This is a genomic window from Nocardia abscessus (assembly GCF_015477775.1).
In the GTDB taxonomy this organism is placed as follows: Bacteria; Actinomycetota; Actinomycetes; order Mycobacteriales; family Mycobacteriaceae; genus Nocardia; species Nocardia abscessus_A.
Window position 1 is genome coordinate 494,884 of the sequence record NZ_JADLQO010000002.1, and the last position, 24,413, is coordinate 519,296.

At 68.9% G+C, this 24,413-nt stretch carries 24 protein-coding genes; 7 read left to right on the forward strand and 17 right to left on the reverse strand.

Annotated elements, in window-relative coordinates:
- Positions 1–32 precede the first annotated feature (32 nt).
- From IU450_RS07915 to IU450_RS07935, 5 genes are all read right to left on the reverse strand, one after another.
- On the reverse strand, positions 33–1,829 hold the full coding sequence (locus IU450_RS07915; protein ID WP_195149107.1) for a nickel-dependent hydrogenase large subunit: 1,797 nt from the start codon (positions 1,827–1,829) through the stop codon (positions 33–35).
- Between the two features lie 11 nt (positions 1,830–1,840).
- The gene (locus IU450_RS07920; RefSeq protein WP_195149108.1) at positions 1,841–2,896 is read right to left on the reverse strand and encodes a hydrogenase expression protein HypE; all 1,056 of its coding nucleotides are present in this window, start codon (positions 2,894–2,896) and stop codon (positions 1,841–1,843) included.
- Between the two features lie 94 nt (positions 2,897–2,990).
- On the reverse strand, positions 2,991–3,851 hold the full coding sequence (gene hypB, locus IU450_RS07925; protein ID WP_195064404.1) for a hydrogenase nickel incorporation protein HypB: 861 nt from the start codon (positions 3,849–3,851) through the stop codon (positions 2,991–2,993).
- Complete coding sequence (locus IU450_RS07930) at positions 3,809–4,183, reverse strand: hydrogenase maturation nickel metallochaperone HypA (protein WP_195149109.1); 375 nt, start codon at positions 4,181–4,183, stop codon at positions 3,809–3,811. The genes hypB and IU450_RS07930 overlap by 43 nt, the downstream gene beginning before the upstream one ends.
- Before the next feature lie 251 nt (positions 4,184–4,434).
- Complete coding sequence (locus IU450_RS07935; protein WP_195149110.1) at positions 4,435–4,809, reverse strand: PepSY domain-containing protein; 375 nt, start codon at positions 4,807–4,809, stop codon at positions 4,435–4,437.
- 116 nt (positions 4,810–4,925) lie between these two features.
- On the opposite strand from IU450_RS07935, the gene IU450_RS07940 reads away from it, so the two are divergent.
- Complete coding sequence (locus tag IU450_RS07940) at positions 4,926–5,603, forward strand: response regulator transcription factor (RefSeq protein WP_195149111.1); 678 nt, start codon at positions 4,926–4,928, stop codon at positions 5,601–5,603.
- Positions 5,596–7,089: a sensor histidine kinase gene (locus tag IU450_RS40875; protein WP_195149112.1), complete on the forward strand. Its 1,494-nt coding sequence runs from the start codon at positions 5,596–5,598 to the stop codon at positions 7,087–7,089. Before IU450_RS07940 ends, IU450_RS40875 begins: the two co-directional genes overlap by 8 nt.
- A gap of 80 nt (positions 7,090–7,169) precedes the next feature.
- Here IU450_RS40875 and IU450_RS07950 read toward each other — a convergent pair whose 3' ends face one another.
- The 5 genes from IU450_RS07950 to IU450_RS07970 form a co-directional block, all read right to left on the reverse strand.
- Positions 7,170–8,072, reverse strand: coding sequence for an alpha/beta hydrolase fold domain-containing protein (locus tag IU450_RS07950; protein WP_195149113.1), 903 nt, complete (start codon positions 8,070–8,072; stop codon positions 7,170–7,172).
- A gap of 153 nt (positions 8,073–8,225) precedes the next feature.
- On the reverse strand, positions 8,226–9,371 hold the full coding sequence (locus IU450_RS07955) for an acyl-CoA dehydrogenase family protein (RefSeq protein ID WP_195149114.1): 1,146 nt from the start codon (positions 9,369–9,371) through the stop codon (positions 8,226–8,228).
- A gap of 453 nt (positions 9,372–9,824) precedes the next feature.
- Positions 9,825–9,962, reverse strand: coding sequence for a hypothetical protein (locus IU450_RS07960; protein ID WP_195149115.1), 138 nt, complete (start codon positions 9,960–9,962; stop codon positions 9,825–9,827).
- A gap of 118 nt (positions 9,963–10,080) precedes the next feature.
- Positions 10,081–10,977 (reverse strand): lysophospholipid acyltransferase family protein, encoded by an 897-nt coding sequence (locus tag IU450_RS07965; protein ID WP_195149116.1) that lies wholly within the window; start codon positions 10,975–10,977, stop codon positions 10,081–10,083.
- Between the two features lie 342 nt (positions 10,978–11,319).
- A complete protein-coding gene (locus IU450_RS07970) occupies positions 11,320–11,727 on the reverse strand; it encodes a MerR family transcriptional regulator (protein WP_195149117.1) in 408 nt (135 codons plus the stop codon).
- Between the two features lie 49 nt (positions 11,728–11,776).
- On the opposite strand from IU450_RS07970, the gene IU450_RS07975 reads away from it, so the two are divergent.
- Positions 11,777–12,661 carry an NAD(P)-dependent oxidoreductase gene (locus IU450_RS07975; protein WP_195149118.1) on the forward strand — a complete coding sequence of 295 codons (885 nt, stop codon included), beginning with the start codon at positions 11,777–11,779 and terminating at the stop codon, positions 12,659–12,661.
- 48 nt (positions 12,662–12,709) lie between these two features.
- Here IU450_RS07975 and hflX read toward each other — a convergent pair whose 3' ends face one another.
- The 5 genes from hflX to IU450_RS08000 form a co-directional block, all read right to left on the reverse strand.
- The gene (gene hflX / locus IU450_RS07980) at positions 12,710–14,134 is read right to left on the reverse strand and encodes a GTPase HflX (RefSeq protein WP_195149576.1); all 1,425 of its coding nucleotides are present in this window, start codon (positions 14,132–14,134) and stop codon (positions 12,710–12,712) included.
- A 192-nt stretch (positions 14,135–14,326) separates the two neighbouring features.
- The gene (dapF, locus tag IU450_RS07985) at positions 14,327–15,208 is read right to left on the reverse strand and encodes a diaminopimelate epimerase (RefSeq protein ID WP_195149577.1); all 882 of its coding nucleotides are present in this window, start codon (positions 15,206–15,208) and stop codon (positions 14,327–14,329) included.
- Between the two features lie 33 nt (positions 15,209–15,241).
- Positions 15,242–16,078, reverse strand: a complete 837-nt coding sequence (locus IU450_RS07990) for a TrmH family RNA methyltransferase (protein ID WP_195149119.1) — start codon at positions 16,076–16,078, stop codon at positions 15,242–15,244.
- Complete coding sequence (miaA, locus tag IU450_RS07995) at positions 16,075–17,013, reverse strand: tRNA (adenosine(37)-N6)-dimethylallyltransferase MiaA (protein ID WP_324197585.1); 939 nt, start codon at positions 17,011–17,013, stop codon at positions 16,075–16,077. The genes IU450_RS07990 and miaA overlap by 4 nt, the downstream gene beginning before the upstream one ends.
- Positions 17,010–17,774, reverse strand: a complete 765-nt coding sequence (locus IU450_RS08000; RefSeq protein ID WP_195149120.1) for a hypothetical protein — start codon at positions 17,772–17,774, stop codon at positions 17,010–17,012. Before IU450_RS08000 ends, miaA begins: the two co-directional genes overlap by 4 nt.
- A 240-nt stretch (positions 17,775–18,014) precedes the next feature.
- Between IU450_RS08000 and IU450_RS08005 the strand changes: the two genes are divergently transcribed.
- Positions 18,015–19,391 (forward strand): DUF349 domain-containing protein, encoded by a 1,377-nt coding sequence (locus tag IU450_RS08005; RefSeq protein ID WP_195149121.1) that lies wholly within the window; start codon positions 18,015–18,017, stop codon positions 19,389–19,391.
- A gap of 75 nt (positions 19,392–19,466) precedes the next feature.
- Here IU450_RS08005 and IU450_RS08010 read toward each other — a convergent pair whose 3' ends face one another.
- Both IU450_RS08010 and miaB read right to left on the reverse strand, forming a co-directional pair.
- Complete coding sequence (locus tag IU450_RS08010; RefSeq protein ID WP_416382845.1) at positions 19,467–20,198, reverse strand: hypothetical protein; 732 nt, start codon at positions 20,196–20,198, stop codon at positions 19,467–19,469.
- Positions 20,195–21,748 (reverse strand): tRNA (N6-isopentenyl adenosine(37)-C2)-methylthiotransferase MiaB, encoded by a 1,554-nt coding sequence (gene miaB / locus IU450_RS08015; RefSeq protein ID WP_195149122.1) that lies wholly within the window; start codon positions 21,746–21,748, stop codon positions 20,195–20,197. The genes IU450_RS08010 and miaB overlap by 4 nt, the downstream gene beginning before the upstream one ends.
- Before the next feature lie 259 nt (positions 21,749–22,007).
- On the opposite strand from miaB, the gene IU450_RS08020 reads away from it, so the two are divergent.
- The 3 genes from IU450_RS08020 (at position 22,008) to IU450_RS08030 (ending at position 24,401) form a co-directional block, all read left to right on the forward strand.
- Positions 22,008–22,736: an amino acid ABC transporter ATP-binding protein gene (locus tag IU450_RS08020; protein ID WP_195149580.1), complete on the forward strand. Its 729-nt coding sequence runs from the start codon at positions 22,008–22,010 to the stop codon at positions 22,734–22,736.
- Positions 22,737–22,786: 50 nt separating this feature from the next.
- Entirely contained in the window at positions 22,787–23,623 is an 837-nt protein-coding gene (locus tag IU450_RS08025; RefSeq protein WP_195149123.1) for a glutamate ABC transporter substrate-binding protein, read from the forward strand.
- A 97-nt stretch (positions 23,624–23,720) separates the two neighbouring features.
- Entirely contained in the window at positions 23,721–24,401 is a 681-nt protein-coding gene (locus IU450_RS08030) for an amino acid ABC transporter permease (protein ID WP_043694701.1), read from the forward strand.
- Positions 24,402–24,413 lie beyond the last annotated feature (12 nt).

Genomic DNA, 24,413 nt, shown 5'->3' on the forward strand with positions numbered 1-24,413 from the left:
CGTCACCTCCGGTCGTTTCGCCCGACGCGGACTCACTCGGGGGTGAGCGTCTGCGTCGGTGAGTGCAGTTTCTCCAGCGTCTTTCCCTTGCCGAGGTACATGTGCACGCCACAGGGCAGGCACGGATCGAAACTGCGCACGGTGCGCATGATGTCGATGCCCTTGAAGTGCTCGCGGTCGTTCTCCTCGAAGATCGGCTGGCCCTGCACCGCGTCCTCGTAGGGTCCCGGTGTGCCGAAGCTGTCGCGCGGGCTGGCGTTCCACGGCGTCGGCGGATACGGGTGGTAGTTCGCGATCTTGCCGTCCCGGATCACCATGTGATGCGACAGCACGCCGCGCACCGCCTCGGTGAAGCCGCAGCCGATGCCTTCTTCGGGGACCTCGAATTTCTCCCAGGTCTTGGTGTGGCCGGCCCGGATCTCCGCCATCGCCTTCTCCGCGAAGTGCAGCGCGCAGGCCGCCGCGTACGCCTGGAAATACGTGCGCGCGCGGTTGCGCTCGATGGTGTTGCTGCCGTGCACCGGGATCTTCCACTCCAGCGTGACCGGGCCTTTGAGGGCGGTCTTGGGCAGGTTGATCTGCACGCTGTTCCCGGTGGCCTTCACGTATCCGATGTCGATCAGGTTGGCCAGCGCCGTCGCCCACAGCCGGGCCAGCGGGCCGCCGCCGGTGTCCAGGGCGAGGTGGTCGGTGCCGTCGAACCAGCGCGGCGACATCACCCAGCTGTACTTCTCGTCCAGGTCGCGCTTCTGCGGCCGCGGGTTGGTGTGCTGGTTCCAGGGGTGGCGCCGGTCCACCGGGTTGCCCAGCGGATCGGTCTTGACGAACATCTCCTGATCGGTCCAGTCCTCGTAGTACGAGCTGCCCAGCAGGATGCGCAGGCCCAGGTTGATGTCGACCAGGGAGGTGGTCAGCAGCTTTCCGTCGACCACGACGCCCGGGGTGACGAACATCTTGCGGCCCCAGTCCTCCATGTCCTTGTACTCGAAGTTGCAGAATTCAGGGTCCTGGAACGAGCCCCAGCACCCGAGCAGCGTGCGCCGCAGACCGACCTTCTCGTAGCCGGGCAGGGCCTCGTAGAAGAAGTCGAACAGGTCGTCGTGCATCGGCACGACCTTCTTCATGAACTCCACGTAGCGCATCAGCCGCGACATGTAGTCGGTCATCAACTGGATCGTCGCGACCGTGCCCGGTCCGCCGGGATACAGCGTGGACGGGTGGACGTGCCTGCCTTCCATCAGGCAGAACATCTCCCGGGTGATCCGGCTGACCTGCAGCGCCTCCCGGTAGAACTCACCGGTGAACGGGTTGAGCGCCCGCATGATGTCGGCGATCGTGCGATACCCGTGCTCGCCGGCGTGCGGCGCCTCGGTGTTCTCCGCCCTGGCCAGCACGCCAGGGTTGGTCTCGGCGACCATCTTCTCGCAGTAGTCCACGCCGACCAGGTTCTCCTGGAAGATGTTGTGGTCGAACATGTACTCGGCGGCCTCGCCGAGGTTGACCACCCACTCGCCCAGGTGCGGCGGCCGCACGCCGTAGGCCATGTTCTGGCAGTAGCAGGAACAGGTGGCGTGGTTGTCGCCGCAGATGCCGCAGATGCGGCTGGTGATGAAGTGCGCGTCGCGCGGGTCCTTGCCCTTCATGAAGATCGAGTAGCCGCGGAAGATGGACGAGGTGCTGTGACACTCGACCACTTCGCGATTCTCGAAGTCGATCTTGGTGTAGATGCCGAGGCTGCCGACGATGCGAGTGATCGGGTCCCACGCCATCTCGACGAGACGGTCGGGCTCGATCGTTCGGTGCGACGGCTCCGGGATGATCTGTGTCATCAGAGATCCTCCTACCAGGTGCGGGTCGCGCCGGTCTCCAGCTTCTGGCCCCGGTGCCGCCAGTGCGGCTCCTTGTCGACCGTGCGTCCGGTGATGTGACGGAGACTGCGGATCACCGATCCGTAGAGCCCCGATGCGGTGGACGAGAACTTTCCGCCGGGCGGTTCGTCCATGAACGGCATGAACTTGTCCGGGAATCCCGGCATGGTGCAGCCGATGCAGATGCCGCCCACGTTCGGGCAGCCGCCTACGCCGTTGATCCAGCCACGCTTGGGCACGTTGCATTTGACGACCGGACCCCAGCAGCCCAGCTTGACAATGCATTTCGGCGAACCGTACTCGGTGGCGAACTCACCCTGCTCGTAGTAGCCCGCGCGGTCGCAACCCTCGTGCACGGTGGCGCCGAACAGCCACTTGGGCCGCAGCGCCTCGTCGAGCGGGATCATCGGCGCCTGCCCGGTGGCCATGTAGAGCAGATAGGTCAACGTCTCCGACAGGTTGTCGGGCTGGATCGGGCAGCCGGGCACGCAGACGATCGGGATGCCCGCTTTGCTCTTCCAGGTCCAGCCGAGATAGTCCGGTACGCCCATCGCACCGGTCGGGTTGCCCGCCATGGCGTGGATGCCGCCGTAGGTCGCGCAGGTGCCCGCCGCCACGATGGCGGTGGCCTTGGGCGCGAGGCGGTCCAGCCATTCGCTGGTCGTCATGGGCTGACCGGTGGCGGGGTTGTTGCCGAAGCCGCACCAGTAGCCCTCTTCCTTGAGTTGTTCGTTCGGGATCGAGCCCTCGACCACGAGCACGAACGGTTCGAGCTCCCCGCGGTCGGCCTTGAAGAACCACTCCAGGAAATCGTCGGCGCCGCCGTTGGGGCCGCACTCGAAGTCGATGAGCGGCCAGTGCACGGCGATCTTCGGCAGACCAGGGAGGGAACCGAGGGCGATTTCTTCGATGCTCGGCTGAGTGGCCGCCGTCAAGGCGACCGAATCACCGTCACAACTGAGTCCCGCGTTGATCCAGAGAACGTGGATCAGCGTCTCTTCGGCTCGTACTGCTTCCTGAGTGGGCATATGTCGCCACCTTCCGCAGCGGACCACCGGGGGCCGAATCTCACCTTTCTCGAAGAAGGGGTCACCCCGTGAATGTGATCCTGATCACTTCACTTTAAGCGCGCCCGGCGGCATCCTCAAGAGCCGCCGGACCGGCCGCGCAACGCTGCTCGGCCAGCCAGTCGTACCAGGTAGACAGGCCTGCACCGCTGCTGACGGACAGCGGCAGGACCTCGACGCCGGGATGTATCGAATGGATGTACTCCCGGCATCGGTCCATGTCGAAATCGACATAGGGCAGCAGATCGATCTTGTTCACCAGCACCAGTCCCGCCGCCTGGAACATGTGCGGATACTTCAGCGGTTTGTCGGTTCCCTCGGTCACCGAGACGACCACCACTTTCTGCCGCTCCCCCAGGTCGAACAGGGCCGGGCAGACCAGGTTTCCGACGTTCTCGACGAACAGCAGGGTGCCCGGCGCTGGATCGAGCGCCTCCAGCGCGCGGTAGGTCATCTCGGCGTCCAGGTGACATCCCGCGCCGGTGTTGACCTGCACGACGCGGCACCCGGTGGCCTTGATCCGCTCGGCGTCGAGCAAGGTGGCCTGGTCACCCTCGATCACCGCGATCGGGGTGCGGCCGGATTCGCGGATGGTGCGTTCCAGCAGGGTGGTCTTGCCCGCCCCCGGCGAGCTGGTCATGTTCAGCGCGAGGATGTCGCGCTCGGCCAGCCAGGCTCGGTTGCGCTGCGCCAGATCGTCGTTCTTGGCCAGGACCTTCAGTTCCAGACTGACCGTCTCGGTGGCGGGCGGGTGGACGTGGTCGGCATCCGGGCCGTGCGCGTGCTCGTGCGGGTGGTGGTGCTCGTGCTGATGCTCGGCCGGATGGGCGTGGTCGTGCCCGTCGGCGTGCTGGTGGTCGTGCGGTATGCGAATCAGCGCGGCGGCGTCGTCGCCGCAGCCGCAGGTTGCGCACATGCCTCACTCACCTCCATGGATCGGATACGCAGCTCGCGCCCGGAGCGGATCTCGACATCGGCGCTGCCGCAGGGACACAGCAGGATCGGGTCCGGCAGCCGGAACTCGGCGCCGCAGGTCCGGCACGCCGCGACGCCCGGAATCTCCACCAGGATCAGTTCCGCGTCTTCTGCGACGGTGGTCTCGGTCGCGACTTCGAAACAGAATCGCATGGCGTCGGGCACGACCGCGCACAGCGCGCCGACCTCGACGGTGACCGCGTGCACCCGCCTGCCCTCCGCGTGCTCGCAGACCGCGTCGACGACACTCTGCGTGATAGCCATCTCGTGCATCGCGACCTCGATTCCGTCGAGCGGACAATCTTGAGGCTACTCCCGGGCAAACCGGCCGCGGGAGAAATCTTCGGATGCTCCGTGCACACTCCGACAGGCCGTTACTCCCGGGAAACGGGCGGAGCCTCGGTGCGGGCGAAGCCGCGGCCGAGATCTCCCTCCAGATCTCGGCCGGCCGACAGCAAACACCTCGGGGCTTACCCACTCGCCCGGCTTGTCACACGTGCGTGGCCCGCGACCACGCGACCCGCTCAGTCGTGGTCGGCGACGGTGCGCACCTCACCGCTGTTCGCGTCGATCGTCACGTCGTACTCGGCCCCCTCCGGCGTGCCCAGCTCGACCTCCCACACCGGGGTGCCACGATCCATATCGAACTCGGTGGACAGGACCCGGCCGCCGGGCACGGACGCCACCGCCTTGTCGATGGCCTGCTGCCTGCTGATCCCGGTGTCGGCCACCAGCGACCAGTCCCCGGCGACCGAGCTGAAGGCGACGGTGTGATCCTCCGGGCCGCCGGTGGCGACGGCAGCCAGGACGGCACTCGAACCGACGACCGCGGCCGCGACGGCCGTGCCGACGATGAGCCAGCGGAGACCGGCGTAGGCGCGGCGGAAAACGGTGTTCATGGGAAACCTCCTGCGGGAGTGCTGATCTCGAATGCGTCCACTGTGGCGGACGCCGGCTGAAGGTGAGCTGAAGGTACCTGAAGACGGTTTCAGGATCCTTCTGCCACTCTTGGTGGATGCGTCTGCTGATCGTGGAGGACGAGAAACGTCTGGCTCTCACGCTGGCAAAAGGGTTGTCGGCCGAGGGATTTGCCGTGGATGTGGTGCACGACGGCGCCGAGGGCCTGCACCTGGCGACCACCACCGACTACGACTTGATCATTCTCGACATCATGCTGCCCGGCATGAACGGCTACCGGGTCTGCGCCACGCTGCGCGCCGCGGGTCACGAAACGCCCGTGCTCATGCTGACCGCGAAAGACGGCGAATACGACGAGGCCGAGGGCCTGGACACCGGAGCCGACGACTACCTCAGCAAGCCGTTCTCCTACCTGGTGCTGCTGGCCCGCATTCGCGCCCTGCTACGACGCCGAACCCGAGGCGGCGCAAGGGTTCTGCGCGTCGGTGACCTGATCGTGGATCCGGGCACCCGCACCTGCCGCCGCGGCGCGCAGGAGGTCACTCTGACCGCCAAGGAGTTCGCCGTCCTCGAGCACTTGGCCGTCCGCGCCGGTGAAGTGGTGTCCAAATCCGACATCCTGCAGCATGTTTGGGACTTCGCCTACGACGGCGACCCGAACATCGTCGAGGTCTACATCAGCACGCTGCGGCGCAAGATCGACGCGCCGTTCGGGCGTCGATCGATCACCACCGTCCGCGGCGCGGGCTACCGGCTGGCAGCCGAGCGTGACTGAGCGCCGGCGGAAGGCCTGGTGGCGTTCGGTACGCGCGCGCACCACGGTGGCGGCGACCGTGGTGGTCGCGGTGGCGCTCACGGCCGCGGGGCTGGCGGTGCTGGCGGTGCTGCGCCACAACCTGGTGGAGAGCGCCGAACTGCAGGCGGAGACCACAGCGCGCGACGTGGCGACCCAGCTCGCGGCAGACGCCGATCCCGGGCGCCTGACGTTTCCCGATGCCGAAAGCCAACCGGTACAGATCGTTTCGGCCGACCGCCGGGTCCTGGCAGCCGCCGACGACCTCGCGGGGAAGCCACCGATGGCCGACTTCGGACCGCACTCGAAAGGTCCCGATGACGAAGAGGACGAGGACGACTTAGACGGGGAAGACGACCAGGAAGAAGACGCCGAAGACGAGGCGGACGACGAAGACTCCCCTTCCTCGGCCGCGACGCCCGCGACGGCCGAAGTCGAATTCCGCGACATATGGCTGACCGTGGAGCAAGAAGACGGACCGCACCCCTACCGGGTGGCCGCGCTGGCGGTAACCGTCGCCGGCGGCCGGCCCGCCACCGTCTACGCGGGCTCCTCCCTGGAGACCGCCGACAGCGCGGTGGCCGACGCACGGCAGGCGATGCTGATCGGCTTGACGCCGCTGCTCGCGGTGGTGGCCGCGGTGACCTGGCTGGTCACCCGGCGGGCGCTGCGTCCGGTGGAGGCGATCCGCAGACAGCTCGCCGAGATCATGGACGGCGATCTGTCCCGGCGCGTCCCCGAGCCGGGCTCCCGCGACGAGATCGCCCGGCTGGCGAGCACCACGAACGCCACGCTCGCCGCGCTGGAGGAATCCGCGGAGCGGCAGCGCCGGTTCATCGCCGACGCCGCACACGAACTGCGCAGCCCCATCGCGAGTCTGCGCACCCAACTCGAAGTCGCGCAGGCGCACCCGAAACTGCTGGAACTGGACGGACTGATCGGCGACACCATCCGCCTGGAGCATCTCGCGGCCGACCTCTTGCTCCTTGCCCGGCTCGACGCGGGCGAGCAACCGCGGTCGGATCGCGTGGACCTGGCCGCCCTGGTGCACGAGGAACTGGAACACCGCATCGGCGACCGGGTCGCCGTGCAGGTCGCGGTACCGGAGCAGACCGTGGCGGTCATCGGAAGCCGGACCCAGCTCGCCCGGGTCCTGGGCAACCTGGTCGACAACGCGCAGCGGCATGCCGCGAGCACCGTGCGCGTCGCCGTGGAGCGCGGCGCCGACGCGCGGGTGGTGCTGTCGGTCGCCGACGACGGCCCGGGCGTGCCACACGCCGATCGCGACCGCATCTTCCAGCGATTCGTCCGCCTGGACGACGCGCGCACCCGCGACGAGGGCGGCGCGGGTCTCGGCTTGGCGATCGTCCGTGATGTCGTCGAACGCCACGGGGGCACCATCCGCGTCATCGATGGCGCGCCCGGCGGCGCCTGCTTCGTGGTAACCCTGCCCGTGGCCGGTGCCTGAACCGGAGTCCGGCTATCAATCCTCGGAATCGAGTCCGGAACGGCCGACCGCAACCGATCTCCACCGGTTCCGGCGGTCGATCAATCGGCGAGGGCTTTGCGCAGCCTGTCGATGACGACCCGGCGGGCGGCCCGCCCTTCGGGAGTCGGCGTCAGTGGATAGACGTGCGGCAACCCCGGACCCTCGTGATAGTCCACCGTGACTCCGGCGCCGCGCGCCGCGTCGACCAGCAGGCGGCTGTCCGGATGCAGGATGTCGTCGGTACCGCAGAAGATCGTCAGCGGCCCGAGTCCGCCCAGGTCGGCGGCGAGCGGGCTGACCCGCGGGTCCCCGATCCCGAGTTCGCCCCGCCAGTGCTCGATGAGCACCCGGGTCCCCGCGACGCCCAGCCAGGGGTCGCGCGGCTGCACGATCGGTATCGCCGGATTGCTCAGGGATAGATCCAGGGCGGGCGCGATCAGCACGGTGTCCGGCAGACGCACCCGATGGTCGTCACGCAGGACCACCGCGGCCGACAGGGCGATCTGTCCCCCGGCCGAATCCCCTGCCAGGCAGACGTTTTCGTAGGTCGACCGATTGGCGAGCACCAGATCCACGAAGCCCGGAACGACCTGCCCCGCGGTACCGAACGGAATCAGCGGATAGATCGGCACCGTCACGACCACATCGGCTTCCGCCGCGACGGCAGCGCAGAGCGCCCAGTGCTGCGGCGCGATCTCGTGCACCCAACCGCCGCCGTGCGCGTACACGACGTTTCCTCGTGCCCGGCCGCCACGCGGGGTGAGGGTATAGACCGACCAACCGCCGCGGCGCTCCACGGTGATCGCCACATCCGCACGCAGCCGCCGTGGCGGACCGTAGTTCCGGGGCCGGACGCTCAACTGCCGGATCCGCTCCTGCGCGGCTGCGGCGTCGACGAACACGCGATTGGCGCGTGTGGCTCGCAGATAACCACGTACGACCTGGTTCGCGAAGCTCGCCACCGCATCTCCTCCACTCCGGGCACTCGACGACCGCCGAGCCCTCCCGCACCTCAGGAGGCGACAGTGTCGCACGGGAACCCGGCGATACGCCACGCCGACCGCTCGGCCGACGACGCGACAACCGCCGTCGGCCCGAGCGGGAACCGCCGGTGGTCAGGAGAGTTTCAGGCTGCGCCCGACGATCTCCTTCATGATCTCCGTGGTGCCGCCGTAGATGGTCTGGATGCGCGCGTCCATGTAGGCCTTGGCGATCGGGTATTCCTTCATGTACCCGTATCCGCCGTGCAACTGCAGGCAGCGGTTGATCAGGTCGAGCTGCTCCTCGGTGCTCCACCATTTGGCCATGGCGGCTTCCTCGGCGCTGAGCTTGCCCTCGTTGAGCAGCTCGATGAACTTGTCCACCATCAGGCGCACCGCGGTGGTCTTGGTGGCCAGCTCGGCGAGCACGAAGCGGGTGTTCTGCAGCGCGCCGATCGGCTTGCCGAACGCCTTGCGGTCGCGGACGTACTGGATGGTCATGTCCAGGCAGGACTCCATCGCCGCAGCGGCCATGACCGCGATCGAGAGGCGTTCCTGCGGCAGGTTGTGCATGAGGTGGATGAAGCCCATCCCCTCCGTGCCGAGCAGGTTCTTGCCGGGCACGCGCACGTCGTTGAAGCTCAGCTCCGCGGTGTCCTGGGCTTTGAGGCCCAGCTTGTCCAGGTTGCGGCCCCGCTCGAAGCCGGGCATGCCGCGCTCGACCACGAACAGGCTGAAGCCCATCGCGCCCTTCTCCGGGTCGGTCTGCGCCACCACGATCACGATGTCGGAGTTGATGCCGTTGGTGATGAAGGTCTTGGCGCCGTTGAGGATCCAATCGTCCCCGTCGCGCACCGCGCGCGTCTTGATGCCCTGCAGATCCGAACCGGTGCCCGGTTCGGTCATGGCGATCGCGGTGATGATCTCGCCGGAACAGAAGCCCGGCAACCAGCGCTGCTTCTGCTCCTCGTTGGCCAGCTCGAGCAGATAAGGCGCGATCACATCGTTGTGCAGCGTGAAGCCGAGACCGGAGTACTGGCCGCGCACCGACTCCTCCGAGACGATGGCGTTGTAGCGGAAATCCTTCACCCCGCCGCCGCCGTACTGCTCCGGCATGGCCATGCCGAGGAAGCCCTGCTTGCCCGCCTCCAGCCAGACCTCACGGTCGACGATGCCCTGGTCCTCCCACTTCGCGTGGTTCGGCGCGACGTGCTGATCGAGAAACTTGCGGAACGACTCCCGGAACAGTTCGTGTTCGGGTTCGAACAGTGTGCGTTCCACGCCAACCTCCTAGTGACCACACCGGCCGATCCACACCGACCAGTCGTTGCCCCATACCGTACCCGGAAGGAGAATCCCTGTTCACTTCTGGGGCCATAATCATGGTCTCACCAGGAGCGGCGTATCCGGTCGAGATCAGCGGGCGAGATTCCCGGCAAACGGGCGAGCATTGCTGACCTGGCCGGGGCCGTCACGCGAGCAACGAGCAAGGAGCCCCCCGATGCGCGGGCGGGAAACCCGGCCGCCCACCGCGATGTCTGTCGTGCGCACCGAGCACCGAGCACCGAGCACCGAGCACCGAGCACCGAGGCCAGGATCCATCGACGCGGCGACGATGGCGACCGACGGCTAAGTCGAAGGCGTCCCGCGATGACGCGAGCGACCGGCCGCTAAGACGAGGGCGACCCGCCGATGACGAGAGCGACCCGCCGATGAGTAGTCCACTCGCCTCGGCTATCCGACGCCGAGTACGGGAGCGAGTGCGCCGACTACGTCGGCCACACCGTCGAACGGGCGGACCACGGCGACCGCGCCGTCGCTCAGCGCACCGCGCGTCCGCCTGCGCCCGATCCGGGCCGTCGCCGCGTCCACGGCGACGGTGTCGGCATCGTGCTCGTCCGTCTACGACGCTGGATCGGCTCGCTGATCATCGAACTGCCACGATCAGCCGGGATTCGGCCCTCGCGGTGGGCCGGAACGCACAGGACTGTCAGCGTTTCAGCCAGCCGCGCACGCGACCCATCAGGGTGCGCCCTTCGTCGCGCGCCCGTTCGGCGAAGAGGAAGTTCATTTCCTCTTCCAGCGCCTTGCGCACCACATCACGGAACTCTGTCGCGGCGGCATGCATGTCACCGGCGTTGCGCCATGGCGCCGGGTCGATGGGCGCGCCCGCGGAGAAGTAGAAGCGTTCCGGACGTGGGATGACGGTGGGGCCGACGCCACGGATGAGCGGCGGGGTGAGGTCGCGGCTGAGCCCGAGCGCTTGCACGGTCCAGCGCAGCGGTCGCAGGATCGGGTGGTCGCCGTCCACAACGATGTCGTACGCGTCGTCCACGCCGATCATCGCGACCGGGACGATCGGCGCGCCGGCCTCGATGGCCATGCGCGCGAAGCCGCTGCGGCCTTCCCATTTCAGCAGGTACTTCTCGTTCTTGCGGCGAACCGCCTCCCGGCCGCCGCCCGGGAACACCATCACGGCCTCGCCGCGCCGCAGCAGCGCAAGGCAATTGGACCTGGTGCCGCGCACCGCGCCGTAGTGGTGCAGCAGGTGACGCACGCCGGGGACGTTGATGAGCACATTCTCGGCGAGACCGCGGATCAGGCGGCCACGGCGGCGCAGCACCTCGGGCAGCAGCATCGGCGCGTCGATGCCGCCCAGCAGGTTGTGGTTACCGACCAGCAGCACGGGGCCGTCGGCAGGGATGTTCTCCAAGCCGTAGAAGCGCGGGCTGGTCCACGCGCGCAGCGGCGCGAGCAGGGTGTCGATCAGCCGCAGATCGGTGTCGGTCAGCGAAACCGACAGCGGCGCACCGTCGCTGAGCACCGGCTCGGCGCTGTTCGCGGCGCCGGAGCGCCGAGTGCGGGAATCGGAGCGGGCGTCCGACATGAACCCTCCTGATGTCGATTCGATGACGATAGCGCAACGAAATCGACTGCGTCGCACCGGATGTGCACAGCACACCGCGACACGCCCGATCCGGTCGTTCGACTGATTCACTCGGCGCCTCGGCAAGCCTGTCGCGAACCAGCACGTCACCGCCTTGCGCGGGCAAAAACACCGGCCGCGGCACCCGGGTGCGCTGTGAGCACGCCCACACCGCACCGGATATCGACGGGGCCCTCCGGCCCGATTGCCTCCTCCGAAGGGACCTTGCCGCCGCTCTCGGTCCGGTACGACGGCGAGCACGTGTACCGCCATACCCGGGCCGTAGCCGGGCACCCCGGCTGTTCAGGCGGGGACCGGCTCCAGGCCGGCGCCGTCGAAGGGTGGATAGCTCTTCCTGCCCGTTCGCTCGGCTGCCTCGATGTAGTCGGCGAGAGCGTCGCGGGATCGAGCGAGCCTGTCCATCTGCTCGTCCAGGCGCCGCAGCCGCGACCGCATCGCGGCCAGCAACTCGGGACACCCGAGCAGCTCCGGAGCCTCTCCCACCGCGCAGGGCAACAGGTACGCGATGTCCTCGGAGGAGAGACCGGCGCCGAGCAGGTGCCGGATCTGCTGCACCCGCAGCACCGCGTCCTCGGCGTACTCGCGGTAACCGTTCGCGCCGCGGTCGGCCTGCAGCAGTCCCTGGGCTTCGTAGTAACGCAACTGATGGGCGTTGACGCCCGTCCGCCGACTCAGTTCCCCGATCCGCATCGAAACCTCGCTTGACCTTCACACCGGTATCAACGTTGACGATGTTGCCATGAACGACACGACCACTACCTCCGTGACAGTCATCGGACTCGGATTGATGGGCCGGGCGCTGGCCGGCGCGTTTCTGCGAGCCGGGCATCCCACCACCGTGTGGAACCGCACGACATCCAAGGCCGATCAGTTGGTGGCCGAGGGCGCGCGATTGGCGCCGACGGTCGGCGAAGCGCTCGAAGCAGGATCCCTGACGATCATCTGTCTCACCGACTACCAGGCCGTGCACGAGTTGCTCGGCGCGAGCGAGATCGAACTGCGCGGCAAGACGTTGATCAACCTGACCTCGGGCGACTCGGCCCAGGCTCGGGAAGCCGCTCGATGGGCCGGGCAGCGCGGAGCCCGCTACCTGGACGGCGCCATCATGGCCGTCCCGCCCGCGATCGGGACCGCCGAGGCGGTGATTCTGCACAGCGGGCCGCAGGCGGACTTCGAGGCACACAAGTCGACACTCGACGCCCTCGGCACCGTCACCTACCTCGGCGCCGATCACGGCCTGGCGTCCCTGTACGACGTGGCCGGCCTGACCATGATGTGGAGCGTCCTGAACGCCTGGCTCCAGGGCACTGCTCTCCTCAGGACAGCCGGTGTCGACGCAGCGACGTATGCGCCGTTCGCGCGCCAGATAGCCGCCGGTGTGGCCGAATGGCTGCCCGGGTATGCCGAGCAGATCGACCGCGGTTCCTTCCCGGCCGAGGTCTCGGCCCTGGAGACCGACGCGCGGGCGATGGCGCATCTGATCGAGGAGAGCGAGGCGGTGGGGGTCAACGCCGAACTGCCGAAGCTGATCAAGGCGATGGCCGACCGCTCGATCGCGGCCGGACACGGTGGGGAGCAGTATCCCGTGCTGATCGAAGAGTTCAGCAAACCAGGCAACGACTGATCGACGCCGGCGCCGGCGCAGGCGCCGGCCGCAGAGTCGGCCGGCGCCTTATTCGTCGGCGGCCGTGCCCGCGTGCGCGTACTCCGACAACGCGGCCGCGAGAGCATGCGGGACGCGCGCGTGGACCCGCGTTCCGCCCTCCTCGTGGTGCGAACTCAGAATGCGGCCGTCGGCGTGGATGCGAGCGAGCAGGTCGCCACGTGTGTACGGCAGCAGCACGCTGATCTCCACGTCCAAACCGCCGAGCAGCTCGGCGAGCCGCTGGCGCAGCGCTTCGATGCCCTGGCCGTTGTGCGCGGAGACGAACGACGCATCCGGCAGCAGCGCGCGCAGGTTGGTCAGCTCCGTCGGGCCCATCGCGTCGGTCTTGTTCACCACCAGCAGTTCGGGCGGGGCAGGCGTGCCGGATTCCTTGATCACGTCCGTGACCACCTCGCGGACGGCCTTGATCTGCTCGACCGGCAGCGCGTCGGAGCCGTCCACCACGTGCAGCAGCAGGTCGGCGCCGGTGACCTCTTCCAAGGTGGAGCGGAACGCCTCGACCAGCTGGGTCGGCAGATGTCGCACGAAGCCGACGGTGTCGGTGAAGACGACCTCGCGCCCGTCGTCCAGGTCGCCCCGGCGGGTGGTCGGGTCGAGGGTGGCGAACAGCGCGTCCTGCACCAGCAGGCCGGAGCCGGTGAGGGTGTTCATCAGGCTCGACTTGCCCGCGTTGGTGTAGCCGACGATCGCGACCGACGGAATGCCGCTGGAGTTTCGGCGCGCCCGCATGGTGTCGCGGGCGGTCTTCATCTCCCGGATCTCCCGGCGCAGCTTGGCCATGCGCTCGCGGATGCGACGACGATCGGTTTCGATCTTGGTCTCACCGGGACCACGCAGACCGACGCCGCCGTTGCTGCCCGCTCGGCCACCGGCCTGCCGGGACATCGACTCACCCCAACCGCGCAGCCGCGGCAGCATGTATTCCATCTGGGCCAGCGAGACCTGAGCCTTGCCCTCCCTGGAGGTGGCGTGCTGGGCGAAGATGTCCAGGATCAGCGCGGTCCGGTCGATCACCTTGACCTTGACCACCTTCTCCAGGGCGGTCAGCTGCGCGGGGGTCAGTTCACCGTCACAGATGACGGTGTCGGCGCCGGTTTCCAGCACCACGGTGCGCAACTCGTCGGCCTTGCCGGAGCCGATGTAGGTGGCCGGATCGGGCCGATCGCGGCGCTGGATCAGCGCCTCCAGCACCTCGGAGCCCGCGGTCTCGGCGAGCGCGGCCAGCTCGGCCATGCTCGCCTCGGCCTGCGCGGCGGTCCCCGCGGTCCAGACGCCGACCAGCACGACGCGCTCGAGGCGCAACTGCCGGTACTCGACCTCGGTGATGTCGGTGAGCTCGGTGGACAGGCCCGCCACGCGGCGCAGCGAGCTGCGGTCCTCCAACTGCAGCTCACCCACGGTGGGATCGGCCGACCAGCCCGATCGCTTCATCCGGGCGGCGTGCTCGGCGACGACGTCGCCGGTCACCGCGTCTTCGCCGGACACCGCGTCGTCAGCCGGCTCGTCGGCGCGGTCGCCGTCATCCGCCGGAGTGAATTCATACGTCTTTGCTTTACTCATACGCCATCCATGCTGCCACGACATCACCGCAGTACGCACCCGGTTATTCGAGGGCGGTACCGCTCAGGGAGCCGCCCACCAGGATTCCGCGAGGCGGCCGGTGGCCACCAGGACCGACGGGCCGCGCAGCCACGCCGAGCCGCGCTCGAGCCCGACGGTCAGTTCGCCGCCCGGCACCCGGACCGTCACCCGGCCGGTGTCCTCGGCGATGCGGAAGCCGTCGGCGGCCAACGCCGCGGCCGCGGCGGCGACGGTTCCCGTTCCGCAAGAACGGGTTTCGCCCACGCCGCGCTCGTAGACCCGCATGTCGACCGTCCCCTCGGCGTCCAGCGCGGTGACGATCTCGACGTTGACCCCGTGCGGGAACAGGTCCGGATCGAAGCCGGGCGGCACGGTCAGGTCGAGCTTGCCGAGCGCGTCCACGGACATTCCGGGATCGACGCAGGCCAGATGCGGATTGCCGACATCGATCCCGATCCCGGACAGCGCCCAGCCCGCGATGGTCGCGGTGGACTCCCCGAGTTCGCGCACCCGGCCCATACCGACGGTGACGTCCCCCGTGACCGCGTCACCGGCATGCACTGTGACCGGGCGCGCCCCGGCGCGGCTGCCGACGACGAAGCTGTCGCGGGTCTCCAGCCCCGACGCGTGCAGGTAGTGGGCGAACACGCGTACGCCGTTGCCGCACATCTCCGCGATCGAGCCGTCGGCGTTGCGGTAGTCCATGAACCAGTCCTCGGCGCCGACACCCTCCGGGATCTCGGTGAGCACGCCGGCCGCCCGCAGCGCACCGGCCCGCGCGACCCGCAGCACGCCGTCGGCGCCGAGCCCGCGCCTGCGATCACACAGCGCGCCGACCTGCGCCGCGGTCAGCGCCAAACCGGCCTGCGGATCGGGCAGCACCACGAAATCGTTCTGGGTGCCGTGGCCCTTGGTGAACTCGATGTCCGGCACGTGCGATGTCTCCCTGTCTCGTCGTCACTTGGCAAACGTCCGGCGCTGCCGGGAAATTTCGTAGAGCGCGACCGCGGCCGCCGAGGGCGCGCCCAGCGAGCTGGCCGTGCCACCCATCGGGATGTGCACCAGGTCGTCGCAGGCCGCCTGCCAGGCGGTGCTCATCCCGCTTGTCTCGTTGCCGACGACGAGGACGGTCGCTTCGGTGAAGTCGTAGTCGTAGGCGGCGTGCCTGCCGTGCTCGTCGGTCCCCACGATCCGGGTCGGAATCCCGCGGCGCAGCTGCCGATTGCGGAACTCCAGTACCTGCGCGGGTCCGGCGGCGCGGAACACCGGCACGGCGAACAGCGAACCGGTCGAAGCGCGCACGGCCTGCGGGTCGTACTGGTCGGCGCCGTGCCCGGTCACGATGACACCGCTGGCGCCGAACGCGTCGGCCGAGCGGATCAGCGTGCCCAGGTTGCCCGGCGAGTTGGGCCGGTCGAACACCACGACCACCGGGGCGTCCTCCCCCGGCTCACCGGGCTCGAAGGTCTCCAGCTCGAGCTGGCGTGACTCCGCGACCGCCACCAATTCCGGGATCCCGGCGGATTTCTCGCCGAGTTCGGCCATCAGCTCCGGCACCAAACCGACCTGCGGCACACCGCTGGTGTCCAGCACCTCACGCGCCCAGCTCGACAGTTCCGGGCCGCCGAGGCGGTACAGCAGCGTCTCCAGCGGCCAGTCGTTGGCCACGGCCTGCGTGATCGGACGGACCCCTTGCACCAGGAAACGGCCGTCACGATGACGCTTGGTGCGATTGTTGAGGTAGGCCTGCCACACCTGGACGGAGGCGTTGCGTGTGCTGACACGTCGGGTCACTGCGTAGTCCGTTCTTTCTCTTTCTCGTCGAGCAGGGCCAGCACGGTCGCGACCGGATCGGAGGCGGCGCCGTCCACCCACCGCACCCGAGAATCGCGCCGGAACCAGGAGCGCTGCCTGCGCACGTAGCGCCGGGTGCCGATCAGAGTGCGTTCCTGAGCGTGGTTCAGGTCGTATTCGTTGTCCAGATAGGCCAGGACTTGTGCGTACCCGATGGCGCGCCGCGCCGTGACGCCCGCCCGCAGGCCGCGCTCGATCAGGCCCCGTACCTCCTCGACCAGTCCGCCCTCGAACATCGCGGCGGTGCGCCGCTCGATGCGCGCGTCCAGTGCGGCGGTGTCCCGGTCGACGCCGATGATCACCGTGCCCCAGCGCGGCCGCCCGATGGTCGGCGCCGACGCGGCGAACGGCCGTCCGGTCAGTTCCACGACCTCGAGCGCTCGCACCATTCGCCGTCCGTCGGTGGGCAGGATGGTGGCCGCGGCCACCGGGTCGGCCTCGCGCAGTGCCGTGTGCACGGCGGCGACACCGCCCTCGGCGAGCACCGCTTCCCAGCGCGCCCGGACGGCCGGATCGGTGGCCGGGAACTCCCACTCGTCCAGTAGCGCCTGGACGTACATCATCGAGCCGCCCACGATGACCGGCACCCGGCCGCGCCCCATGATCGCGCGAACGTCCGCGCTCGCCGCCGCCTGATAGGCGGCCACCGACGCGGTGTCGGTCACCTCGAGCACGTCGAGCTGGTGGTGCGGAATGCCGCGGCGCTGGGCGACGGGCAGCTTCGCGGTGCCGATGTCCATGCCGCGGTAGAGCTGCATGGCGTCGATGTTCACGATCTCGCCGCCGAGCCGTTCGGCCAGGTCCAGCGCGAGATCGGATTTGCCGGTGGCGGTGGGACCGACGACCGCGATCGGAGTGATGCCCGAATCCGTCACGGCGCATCGTCTCCGGTGGGCCGCCAGAGGCTCACGTGGTAACCGACGCCGAACGGGGCGTCGCAATAGCGCGTGTCCACCAGGGGGTCGGCGCGGAACAGCCCGGCCAGCACCTGATAGGCCGCGCGGCCCGCGAGCGCGAGTTCGGCGCACAGCCCCGGGTCCAGTGCCCGCAGGGCGGCGCGGTCACCCGTGGTCAGGGCGTGGTCCAGCCGGTCCTGCACCGGCCGGGCACGTTCGTCGAGGTAGCCGGGGGCCTTGACGGACAGGGTGGCCGCGCCGTCGGCGACGACCAGCACACCGTGCGGCGCGGCGTCGCCGTCCAGTTCGGCACGTAGCTTCGCCCCGATCTCGAGGCAGTGCTCCGGGGTCGCGTCCGCCGGCACGATGCGCGCCTCGGCGACCGCGTCCGGGGCTACCTGCCCGCGTAGCCAGCCGCCGATCAGCACGGCCAGCGGTAGGTCGGCATCGGCTCGCTCCGCTGCGGCGACCGCCGCGGCGGACAGACCGACCCGCACGTCCGCCCCGAAGCCGCGGAAGGTGCCGACGGTCTGCGGACCCAGTGTACGGTCGCCGGGCCCTACCCCGATCACGGTCCACCGGTCGGTCCCCGCCGCGAAAGCGCGGACGGCCTCGAGCACGGCGGTCCGCAACACCGCGCGGGGGTCGGTTTCCGCTGCTCCCGCCGCGTCCGCCACGCCGCCGCACAGCTCTGGGATCAGGACGGGCGGCGACGGAACGAGGGCGGCGACGGAGAACACGTCGTAACCGTAGTCGTTGCCGGGACCACCGGTACCGCCCGGCTTCGAGTGTCTCTGCCGGAAACACCGCCGGGATTGATAGTGTTCGAGGAGCTACAACCCAGGTCATCAGGGGTTGGAATCCCCGGGATTCCTCCGCGGGAAGGCATGGATCGATGGTCTCGAGGGCTCGGACCGGGTTGAATGGGATGAGCTAGGGCGTAACCAGGCAGCCGTGACGCGCGGCAGGGACGAGGAAAAATGACCGACAGCAACGGAACCGCGAAAGCCGGCCCCGGCAAGATGCCGCGTTCTTCCGGTGCCCCGAAACCGGGCAGCTCGATTCAACCGCCCAAGCCGCACGCGGTCAAACCGGCGCCGGGCCCGGCTCAGCAGCATCCCCATCCCGTCGTCGTTCCCACCGTCTCCGATCCGAGCCGCTGGGGCCGGGTCGACGAGGACGGCACCGCGTGGGTGAAGACCGCCGAGGGCGAGCGTCAGGTCGGTTCCTGGCAGGCCGGCGACGCCGCCGAGGGCCTGGCGCATTTCGGCCGTCGGTTCGACGACCTGGCCACCGAGGTCGCCCTGCTGGAGGCCCGGCTGGCTGCGGGCGCCGACGCGCGCAAGACCAAGGCCGCCGCCGTCGCGCTGGCCGAGTCGCTGCCGACCGCCGCCGTCATCGGCGACATCGAGGGCCTGGGCCGACGCCTGCAGGCCATCACCGAGCATTCCGAAGAGGCCGCCGCGCACGCCAAGGAAGAGAAGGAACGCGCCCGCCACGAGCACACCGAACGCAAGGAGGCGCTCGCCGCGGAGGCGGAGAAGATCGCCGCCGAGTCCACCCAGTGGAAGGCCGCGGGTGATCGGTTGCGCGAGATCCTCGACGAATGGAAGTCCATTCGGGGCGTGGACCGCAAGGTCGACGACGCCCTGTGGAAGCGCTACTCCAAGGCGCGCGAGGCGTTCAACCGCCGCCGCGGCGCGCACTTCGCCGAGCTGGATCGCGAACGCGCCGCCGCGAAAGCGCGCAAGGAAGAGCTGTGCGTGCAGGCCGAGGAGCTGTCCGGCTCCACCGAGTGGGTGGCCACCGCGGGCATCTTCCGTGACCTGCTCTCCGAGTGGAAGGCCGCCGGACGCGCGCCGCGCGAAGCCGACGAGGCGCTGTGGCGGCGCTTCAAGAGCGCGCAGGACGTCTTTTTCGCCGCCCGCAACGCCGCCGTCTCCGAGCGCGACGCGGAGTTCGAGCAGAACGCCGCCGCCAAGGAGGAGTTGCTGCGCGCCTACGCCTTCATCGATCCGTCGGCCGACCTGGAAGCGGCCCGCAGCGGGCTGCGCGAGCTCCAGGACAAGTGGGACGCCGTCGGCAAGGTGCCGCGCGAGCGTATGCAGGAGCTGGAAGGCAAGCTGCGTGCGATCGAGAAGCGCGTCCGCGACGCCGTCGACGCGCAGTGGCGGCGCACCGACCCGGAGGCGATGGCACGCGCCGCCCAGTTCCGGGAGCGCGTCGCGCAGTTCGAGGAGCAGGCCGCGAAGGCGCAGGCCGCGGGCAACGCCCGCGACGCGGAGAAGGCGCTGGAGCAGGCTAAGCAGTGGCGGGAGTGGGCCGAGGCAGCCGAAGGCGCCGTCAGCAACCGCTGAGGCAGGTAATAGACTGAAGCGACGACCGCGGCCCCTCCCGACCGGGAGGGGCCGCGGTCGTCTTGGAAGACCGGGTCAGGATTCGCCGGTGAGACGACGGCGGTCGCGCTCCTCCGCGGCCGCGGCGGCGTTGCGGCGCTGCTCCTCGGCGGCCAGGTGCAGCGCGGTGCGGCTCCACACCACGCGGATCCAGTGGAAGGTGAGCACGATGGTCACGATCGCGCCGAGGATCAAGCCGATGCCCGGGCCCGCGCCGATGTAGTTGCCCACCCCGGGAGTCTGGCGGTGCCAGATCGAGAGCACCCCGAACACGCTGGCCACGGCGCTGCCCGCGACGGCGATCCAGGCGAGTACCCAGCGACGGGTCATCAGCGCCAGCGTCGAGAATCCGATACCGAAGATCACCAGGAACCACACGAAGACCCGCGAGGGCAACCCGATGTGCTCGACCCGGGCCACGTCGGTGTTCAGCAGCACGTCGAAGCCGCGTGCCGCGCCCGCGTGCGGCAGCACCAGCGACACCAGCAGCAGGAAGACCGCACCCGCCACGACCATGGCGCGGATACCGGGATCGATCTCGCCGGCGATCCTGCGCTCGACGGCGTCGAGATCGTCACGGAACTGTTCGAAATCGTTGGTGCTCTCGACCGAGCTCACTGAATCCTCGTTTCGTTCGTCTCCGCCGGGGCGCGCGGGCTGGTTCCGCGGGGTCGCCGCGGACGCTCCGCGCTCGTCGTCGCCGGACGCGGGGACAGAGCCGTCGGCGCCGCGGGCCGCGTCGCCGTCGTCGTCCGGTCCGGTGGTCATGCGCCGCAGCCGGTCGAGCAGGCCGCGCCCGCCGGTTCGGGGATCGGCGCGCCGATGCGGGGCAGCCCGAGACCGACGCCGATCGGCGCGGTCTTCGGCGTGACGCCACGTTCGTGGGCGTCACCGGCCGCGGTACGGCGGTGGGTCTTGATCGTGGCGTCGGCGATCAGGTGGTGCGGCGCCGCACCGGTGATGTCGACGGTGACCAGATCGCCGGGGCGGATCGGCTCGGCCGTGCCGCCCGGGCGGAAGTGCACCAGCCTGCCGTCGCGGGCGCGGCCGCTCATCCGCGCGGTCGCGGCGTTCTTCTTGCCCGCGCCGTCGGCCACCAGCAGCTCCACCTCGGTGCCGACCAACTCCTGATTGGCGGCGAGGGAGATCTCCTCCTGCAGCGCGATGAGCCGGTCGTAGCGCTCCTGGACGACGGCCTTGGGCAGCTGGTCGGGCATGTCGGCGGCGGGAGTACCCGGCCGCTTGGAGTACTGGAAGGTGTACGCGCTGGTGAAGCGGGCTCGGCGGACCACCTCCAGCGTCTCCTGGAAGTCCTCCTCGGTCTCGCCCGGGAAGCCCACGATGATGTCGGTGGTGATCGCCGCGTGCGGCATCGCCGCGCGCACCTTGTCGATGATGCCGAGGTAGCGGGCCTGGCGATAGGAGCGCCGCATCGCCTTGAGCACCCGGTCCGAACCCGACTGCAGCGGCATGTGCAGCTGCGGGCAGATGTTCGGGGTCTCGGCCATGGCCTCGATCACGTCGTCGGTGAACTCCGCCGGGTGCGGAGAGGTGAAACGAACCCGCTCCAAGCCGTCGATGTGCCCGCAGGCGCGCAGCAGTTTGGCGAACGCGCCGCGATCACGCGGCTCGCCCGGGTCGGCGAAGGACGCGCCGTAGGAGTTCACGTTCTGACCGAGCAGCGTCACTTCGAGCACGCCTTGGTCCACCAGCGCCTGCACTTCGGCGAGCACGTCACCGGGGCGGCGGTCGACCTCCTTGCCGCGCAGGGCGGGCACGATGCAGAAGGTGCAGGTGTTGTTGCAACCGACGGAGATGGAAACCCAGCCCGCATACGCCGATTCGCGCTTGGCGGGCAGGGTGGACGGGAACGCCTCCAGCGACTCCAGGATCTCCACCTGGGCTTCCCGGTTGTGCCGCGCCCGCTCCAGGAGCACCGGCAGCGAGCCGATGTTGTGCGTGCCGAAGACCACGTCCACCCACGGCGCCTTGCGCACCACGACGTCGCGGTCCTTCTGCGCCAGACAGCCGCCGACGGCGATCTGCATGCCCGGATGGCTCGCCTTGATCGGCGCCAGGTGACCGAGGGTGCCGTAGAGCTTGTTGTCGGCGTTCTCGCGCACCGCGCAGGTGTTGAAGACGACGAGGTCGGCCGTCGCGCCCGGCGCGGCCTTCACGTAGCCCGCGTCCTCCAGCAAACCCGACAAGCGTTCGGAATCGTGCACGTTCATCTGGCAACCGAAGGTGCGGACCTCGTAACTGCGTGCTGTGCCCTCGGCGGGCGCGGGAGCCAACACTGCCTGTCCGATCGAATCCACCCGTCCAGGGTACGGGGCGGCCTCCGGCGGCTTTCGCGGGCATCGGCGCAGGCTCCGGGCGATCTCACGGCCGAAGCGGAGGGACTGCGAGGTTACGCGCACATGTCGAATCGGCGCGGCGAGACGGTGTGTCGCGGAAAGTCGGGCAAATTTCCGATTTTTGCCTAAGGTCATGTCCATGACCGACGACGCCGCCGCTCCCGGCACCACCGGGGACGCCTCTGCCGGGGACGTCAGCGCCGCCACCAGCGCGCCGCCGATGATCTCGATGCGCAATGTGGACAAGCACTTCGGCGACCTGCACGTACTCAAGGACATCACCCTGGAGGTCCCCAAGGGGCAGGTCGTGATCGTTCTGGGCCCCTCGGGCTCCGGTAAGTCCACGCTGTGCCGCACCATCAACCGCCTGGAGCCGATCGACTCCGGCGACATCGCCATCGACGGTGTCCCGCTGCCCGCCGAGGGGCGGGCACTGGCCGCACTGCGCGCCGACGTCGGCATGGTCTTCCAGTCGTTCAACCTGTTCGCGCACAAGACGATCCTCGAGAACGTCATGCTCGCGCCGGTCAAAGTACGCAAGGTCAAGAAGGACGACGCCCGGGCCCGCGCGATGCAACTGCTCGACCGGGTCGGCATCGCGAATCAGGCCGACAAGTACCCGGCGCAGCTGTCGGGTGGGCAGCAGCAGCGCGTCGCCATCGCACGCGCGCTGGCGATGAGCCCGAAGGTGATGCTGTTCGACGAGCCGACCTCCGCGCTGGACCCGGAGATGGTCAACGAAGTGCTCGAGGTGATGGTGTCGCTGGCCAAGGAGGGGATGACGATGCTGGTCGTCACCCACGAGATGGGCTTCGCGCGCCGCGCCGGGAACCGTGTGCTGTTCATGGCCGACGGCCAAGTGGTGGAGGACGCGGCGCCGGACGCCTTCTTCACCGCCCCCAAGTCCGAACGCGCCAAGGACTTCCTGGGCAAGATTTTGAGCCACTGACCCGCCGGACACAGCGGCCAGCACACCCACGGATAGGGAGAAGGAACTCGATGAGGATCAATCGTGCTCTGCGCATCGGTGTCGGAGCGATCGCCCTGACACTCGCCGCCGCGACCGCCACCGCGTGTGGCGGCGGCGACGACAAATCCGCCTTGGACCACGCCAAGGACGGCAAGCTCACCGTCGGCATCAAGTTCGACCAGCCGGGTCTGGGCCTGCGGAACAAGGACGGGTCCTACAGCGGATTCGATGTCGAGGTGGCCAAGTACATCGCCGGGAAGCTGGGTGTGCAGCCGGATCAGATCACGTTCAAGGAGGCGCCGTCGCCGCAGCGTGAAACGCTGATCGAGAACGGGCAGGTCGACTACATCGTCGCCACCTACTCGATCAACGACAAGCGCAAGGAGAAGATCGACTTCGCCGGACCGTACTACGTCGCGGGGCAGTCGCTGCTGGTGCGCGCCGACAACACCGACATCAACGGCCCGGACAATCTGAAGGGCAAGAAGGTCTGCTCGGTGAAGGGCTCCACTCCGGCCCAGAACATCGAGAAGAACTTCCCCGACACCCAGTTGCAGACCAACGACACCTACTCGCTCTGCCTCGAGGGCCTGCGCGCCGGATCCTGGGACGCGGTGACCACCGACGACATCATCCTGGCCGGTTACGCCGCACAGAGCAGCGGCGCGTTCAAGGTGGTCGGCAAGCCGTTCACCACGGAGAACTACGGCATCGGGTCGAAGAAGGGCGACAAGGAGCTGCGGGACAAGATCAACGACGCCATCGAGGCGATGATCGCCGACGGTTCCTGGAAGAAGGCGTTCGATTCGACCGTCGGCGCCTCCGGCTACCAGGCCCCACAGCCCCCGACCGTCAACCGGTACTGACGTCCCGCCTCTCGGACGGTGGCCCGGTCCCGACCGGACCGGGCCACCCCCGCCCTTCCCCTGACCATCGAGACCCGATCGGAGGGACGCGCCCGCCGTGTTCGACCTGATCTCGAGGTACGACAGCCAAATCCTCGAAGCTTTCTGGGTGACCATCCAACTGTCCGTGCTGTCCGCGGTCGGCGCGCTGATCCTGGGCACCGTCGTCGCCGGGCTGCGCGTGTCTCCGGTGCCGGTCGCCCGCTGGGTCGGCACCGCCTACGTCACCATCTTCCGCAACACCCCGCTCACGCTGATCATCGTGTTCATGTCGCTCGGTCTCTACACCACGATGGGCTGGCGCCTCGCAGGTGAGGGACCGGATTCCCTGGCACAGAACAACTTCCGCTTCGCGGTCATCGGCCTGAGCATCTACACCGCCGCCTTCGTCTGCGAGTCGCTGCGCGCGGGCATCAACACCGTGCCGATGGGCCAGTCCGAGGCGGGGCGCTCGCTCGGCTTCGGCTTCCTGCAAAATCTGCGGCTGATCGTGCTGCCGCAGGCTTTCCGCTCGGTGATCGCCCCGCTGGGCAGCGTGCTGATCGCACTGACCAAGAACTCCACCATCGCCTCGGCCATCGGCGTCGCCGAGGCGGCGACCCTGATGGCGGAGATGACCGAGACCGAAGCCGCGGTTCTGGCGATCGGCGCGATCTTCGCGCTCGGCTTCGTGATCCTGACCCTGCCGACCGGCCTGTTCTTCGGCTGGCTGGCCAAGAAGTACGAGGTGGCTCGATGAGCGTCAGTGAGG

Coding starts and splice junctions, on each gene's coding strand:
- IU450_RS07915 (WP_195149107.1), bottom strand. CDS start 1,829: ATGACACAGATCATCCCGGAGCCGTCGCACCGAACGATCGAGCCCGAC.
- IU450_RS07920 (WP_195149108.1), bottom strand. CDS start 2,896: ATGCCCACTCAGGAAGCAGTACGAGCCGAAGAGACGCTGATCCACGTT.
- hypB (WP_195064404.1), bottom strand. CDS start 3,851: ATGTGCGCAACCTGCGGCTGCGGCGACGACGCCGCCGCGCTGATTCGC.
- IU450_RS07930 (WP_195149109.1), bottom strand. CDS start 4,183: ATGCACGAGATGGCTATCACGCAGAGTGTCGTCGACGCGGTCTGCGAG.
- IU450_RS07935 (WP_195149110.1), bottom strand. CDS start 4,809: ATGAACACCGTTTTCCGCCGCGCCTACGCCGGTCTCCGCTGGCTCATC.
- IU450_RS07940 (WP_195149111.1), top strand. CDS start 4,926: ATGCGTCTGCTGATCGTGGAGGACGAGAAACGTCTGGCTCTCACGCTG.
- IU450_RS07965 (WP_195149116.1), bottom strand. CDS start 10,977: ATGTCGGACGCCCGCTCCGATTCCCGCACTCGGCGCTCCGGCGCCGCG.
- IU450_RS07970 (WP_195149117.1), bottom strand. CDS start 11,727: ATGCGGATCGGGGAACTGAGTCGGCGGACGGGCGTCAACGCCCATCAG.
- IU450_RS07975 (WP_195149118.1), top strand. CDS start 11,777: ATGAACGACACGACCACTACCTCCGTGACAGTCATCGGACTCGGATTG.
- hflX (WP_195149576.1), bottom strand. CDS start 14,134: ATGAAGCGATCGGGCTGGTCGGCCGATCCCACCGTGGGTGAGCTGCAG.
- IU450_RS08005 (WP_195149121.1), top strand. CDS start 18,015: ATGACCGACAGCAACGGAACCGCGAAAGCCGGCCCCGGCAAGATGCCG.
- IU450_RS08010 (WP_416382845.1), bottom strand. CDS start 20,198: ATGACCACCGGACCGGACGACGACGGCGACGCGGCCCGCGGCGCCGAC.
- IU450_RS08020 (WP_195149580.1), top strand. CDS start 22,008: ATGATCTCGATGCGCAATGTGGACAAGCACTTCGGCGACCTGCACGTA.
- IU450_RS08025 (WP_195149123.1), top strand. CDS start 22,787: ATGAGGATCAATCGTGCTCTGCGCATCGGTGTCGGAGCGATCGCCCTG.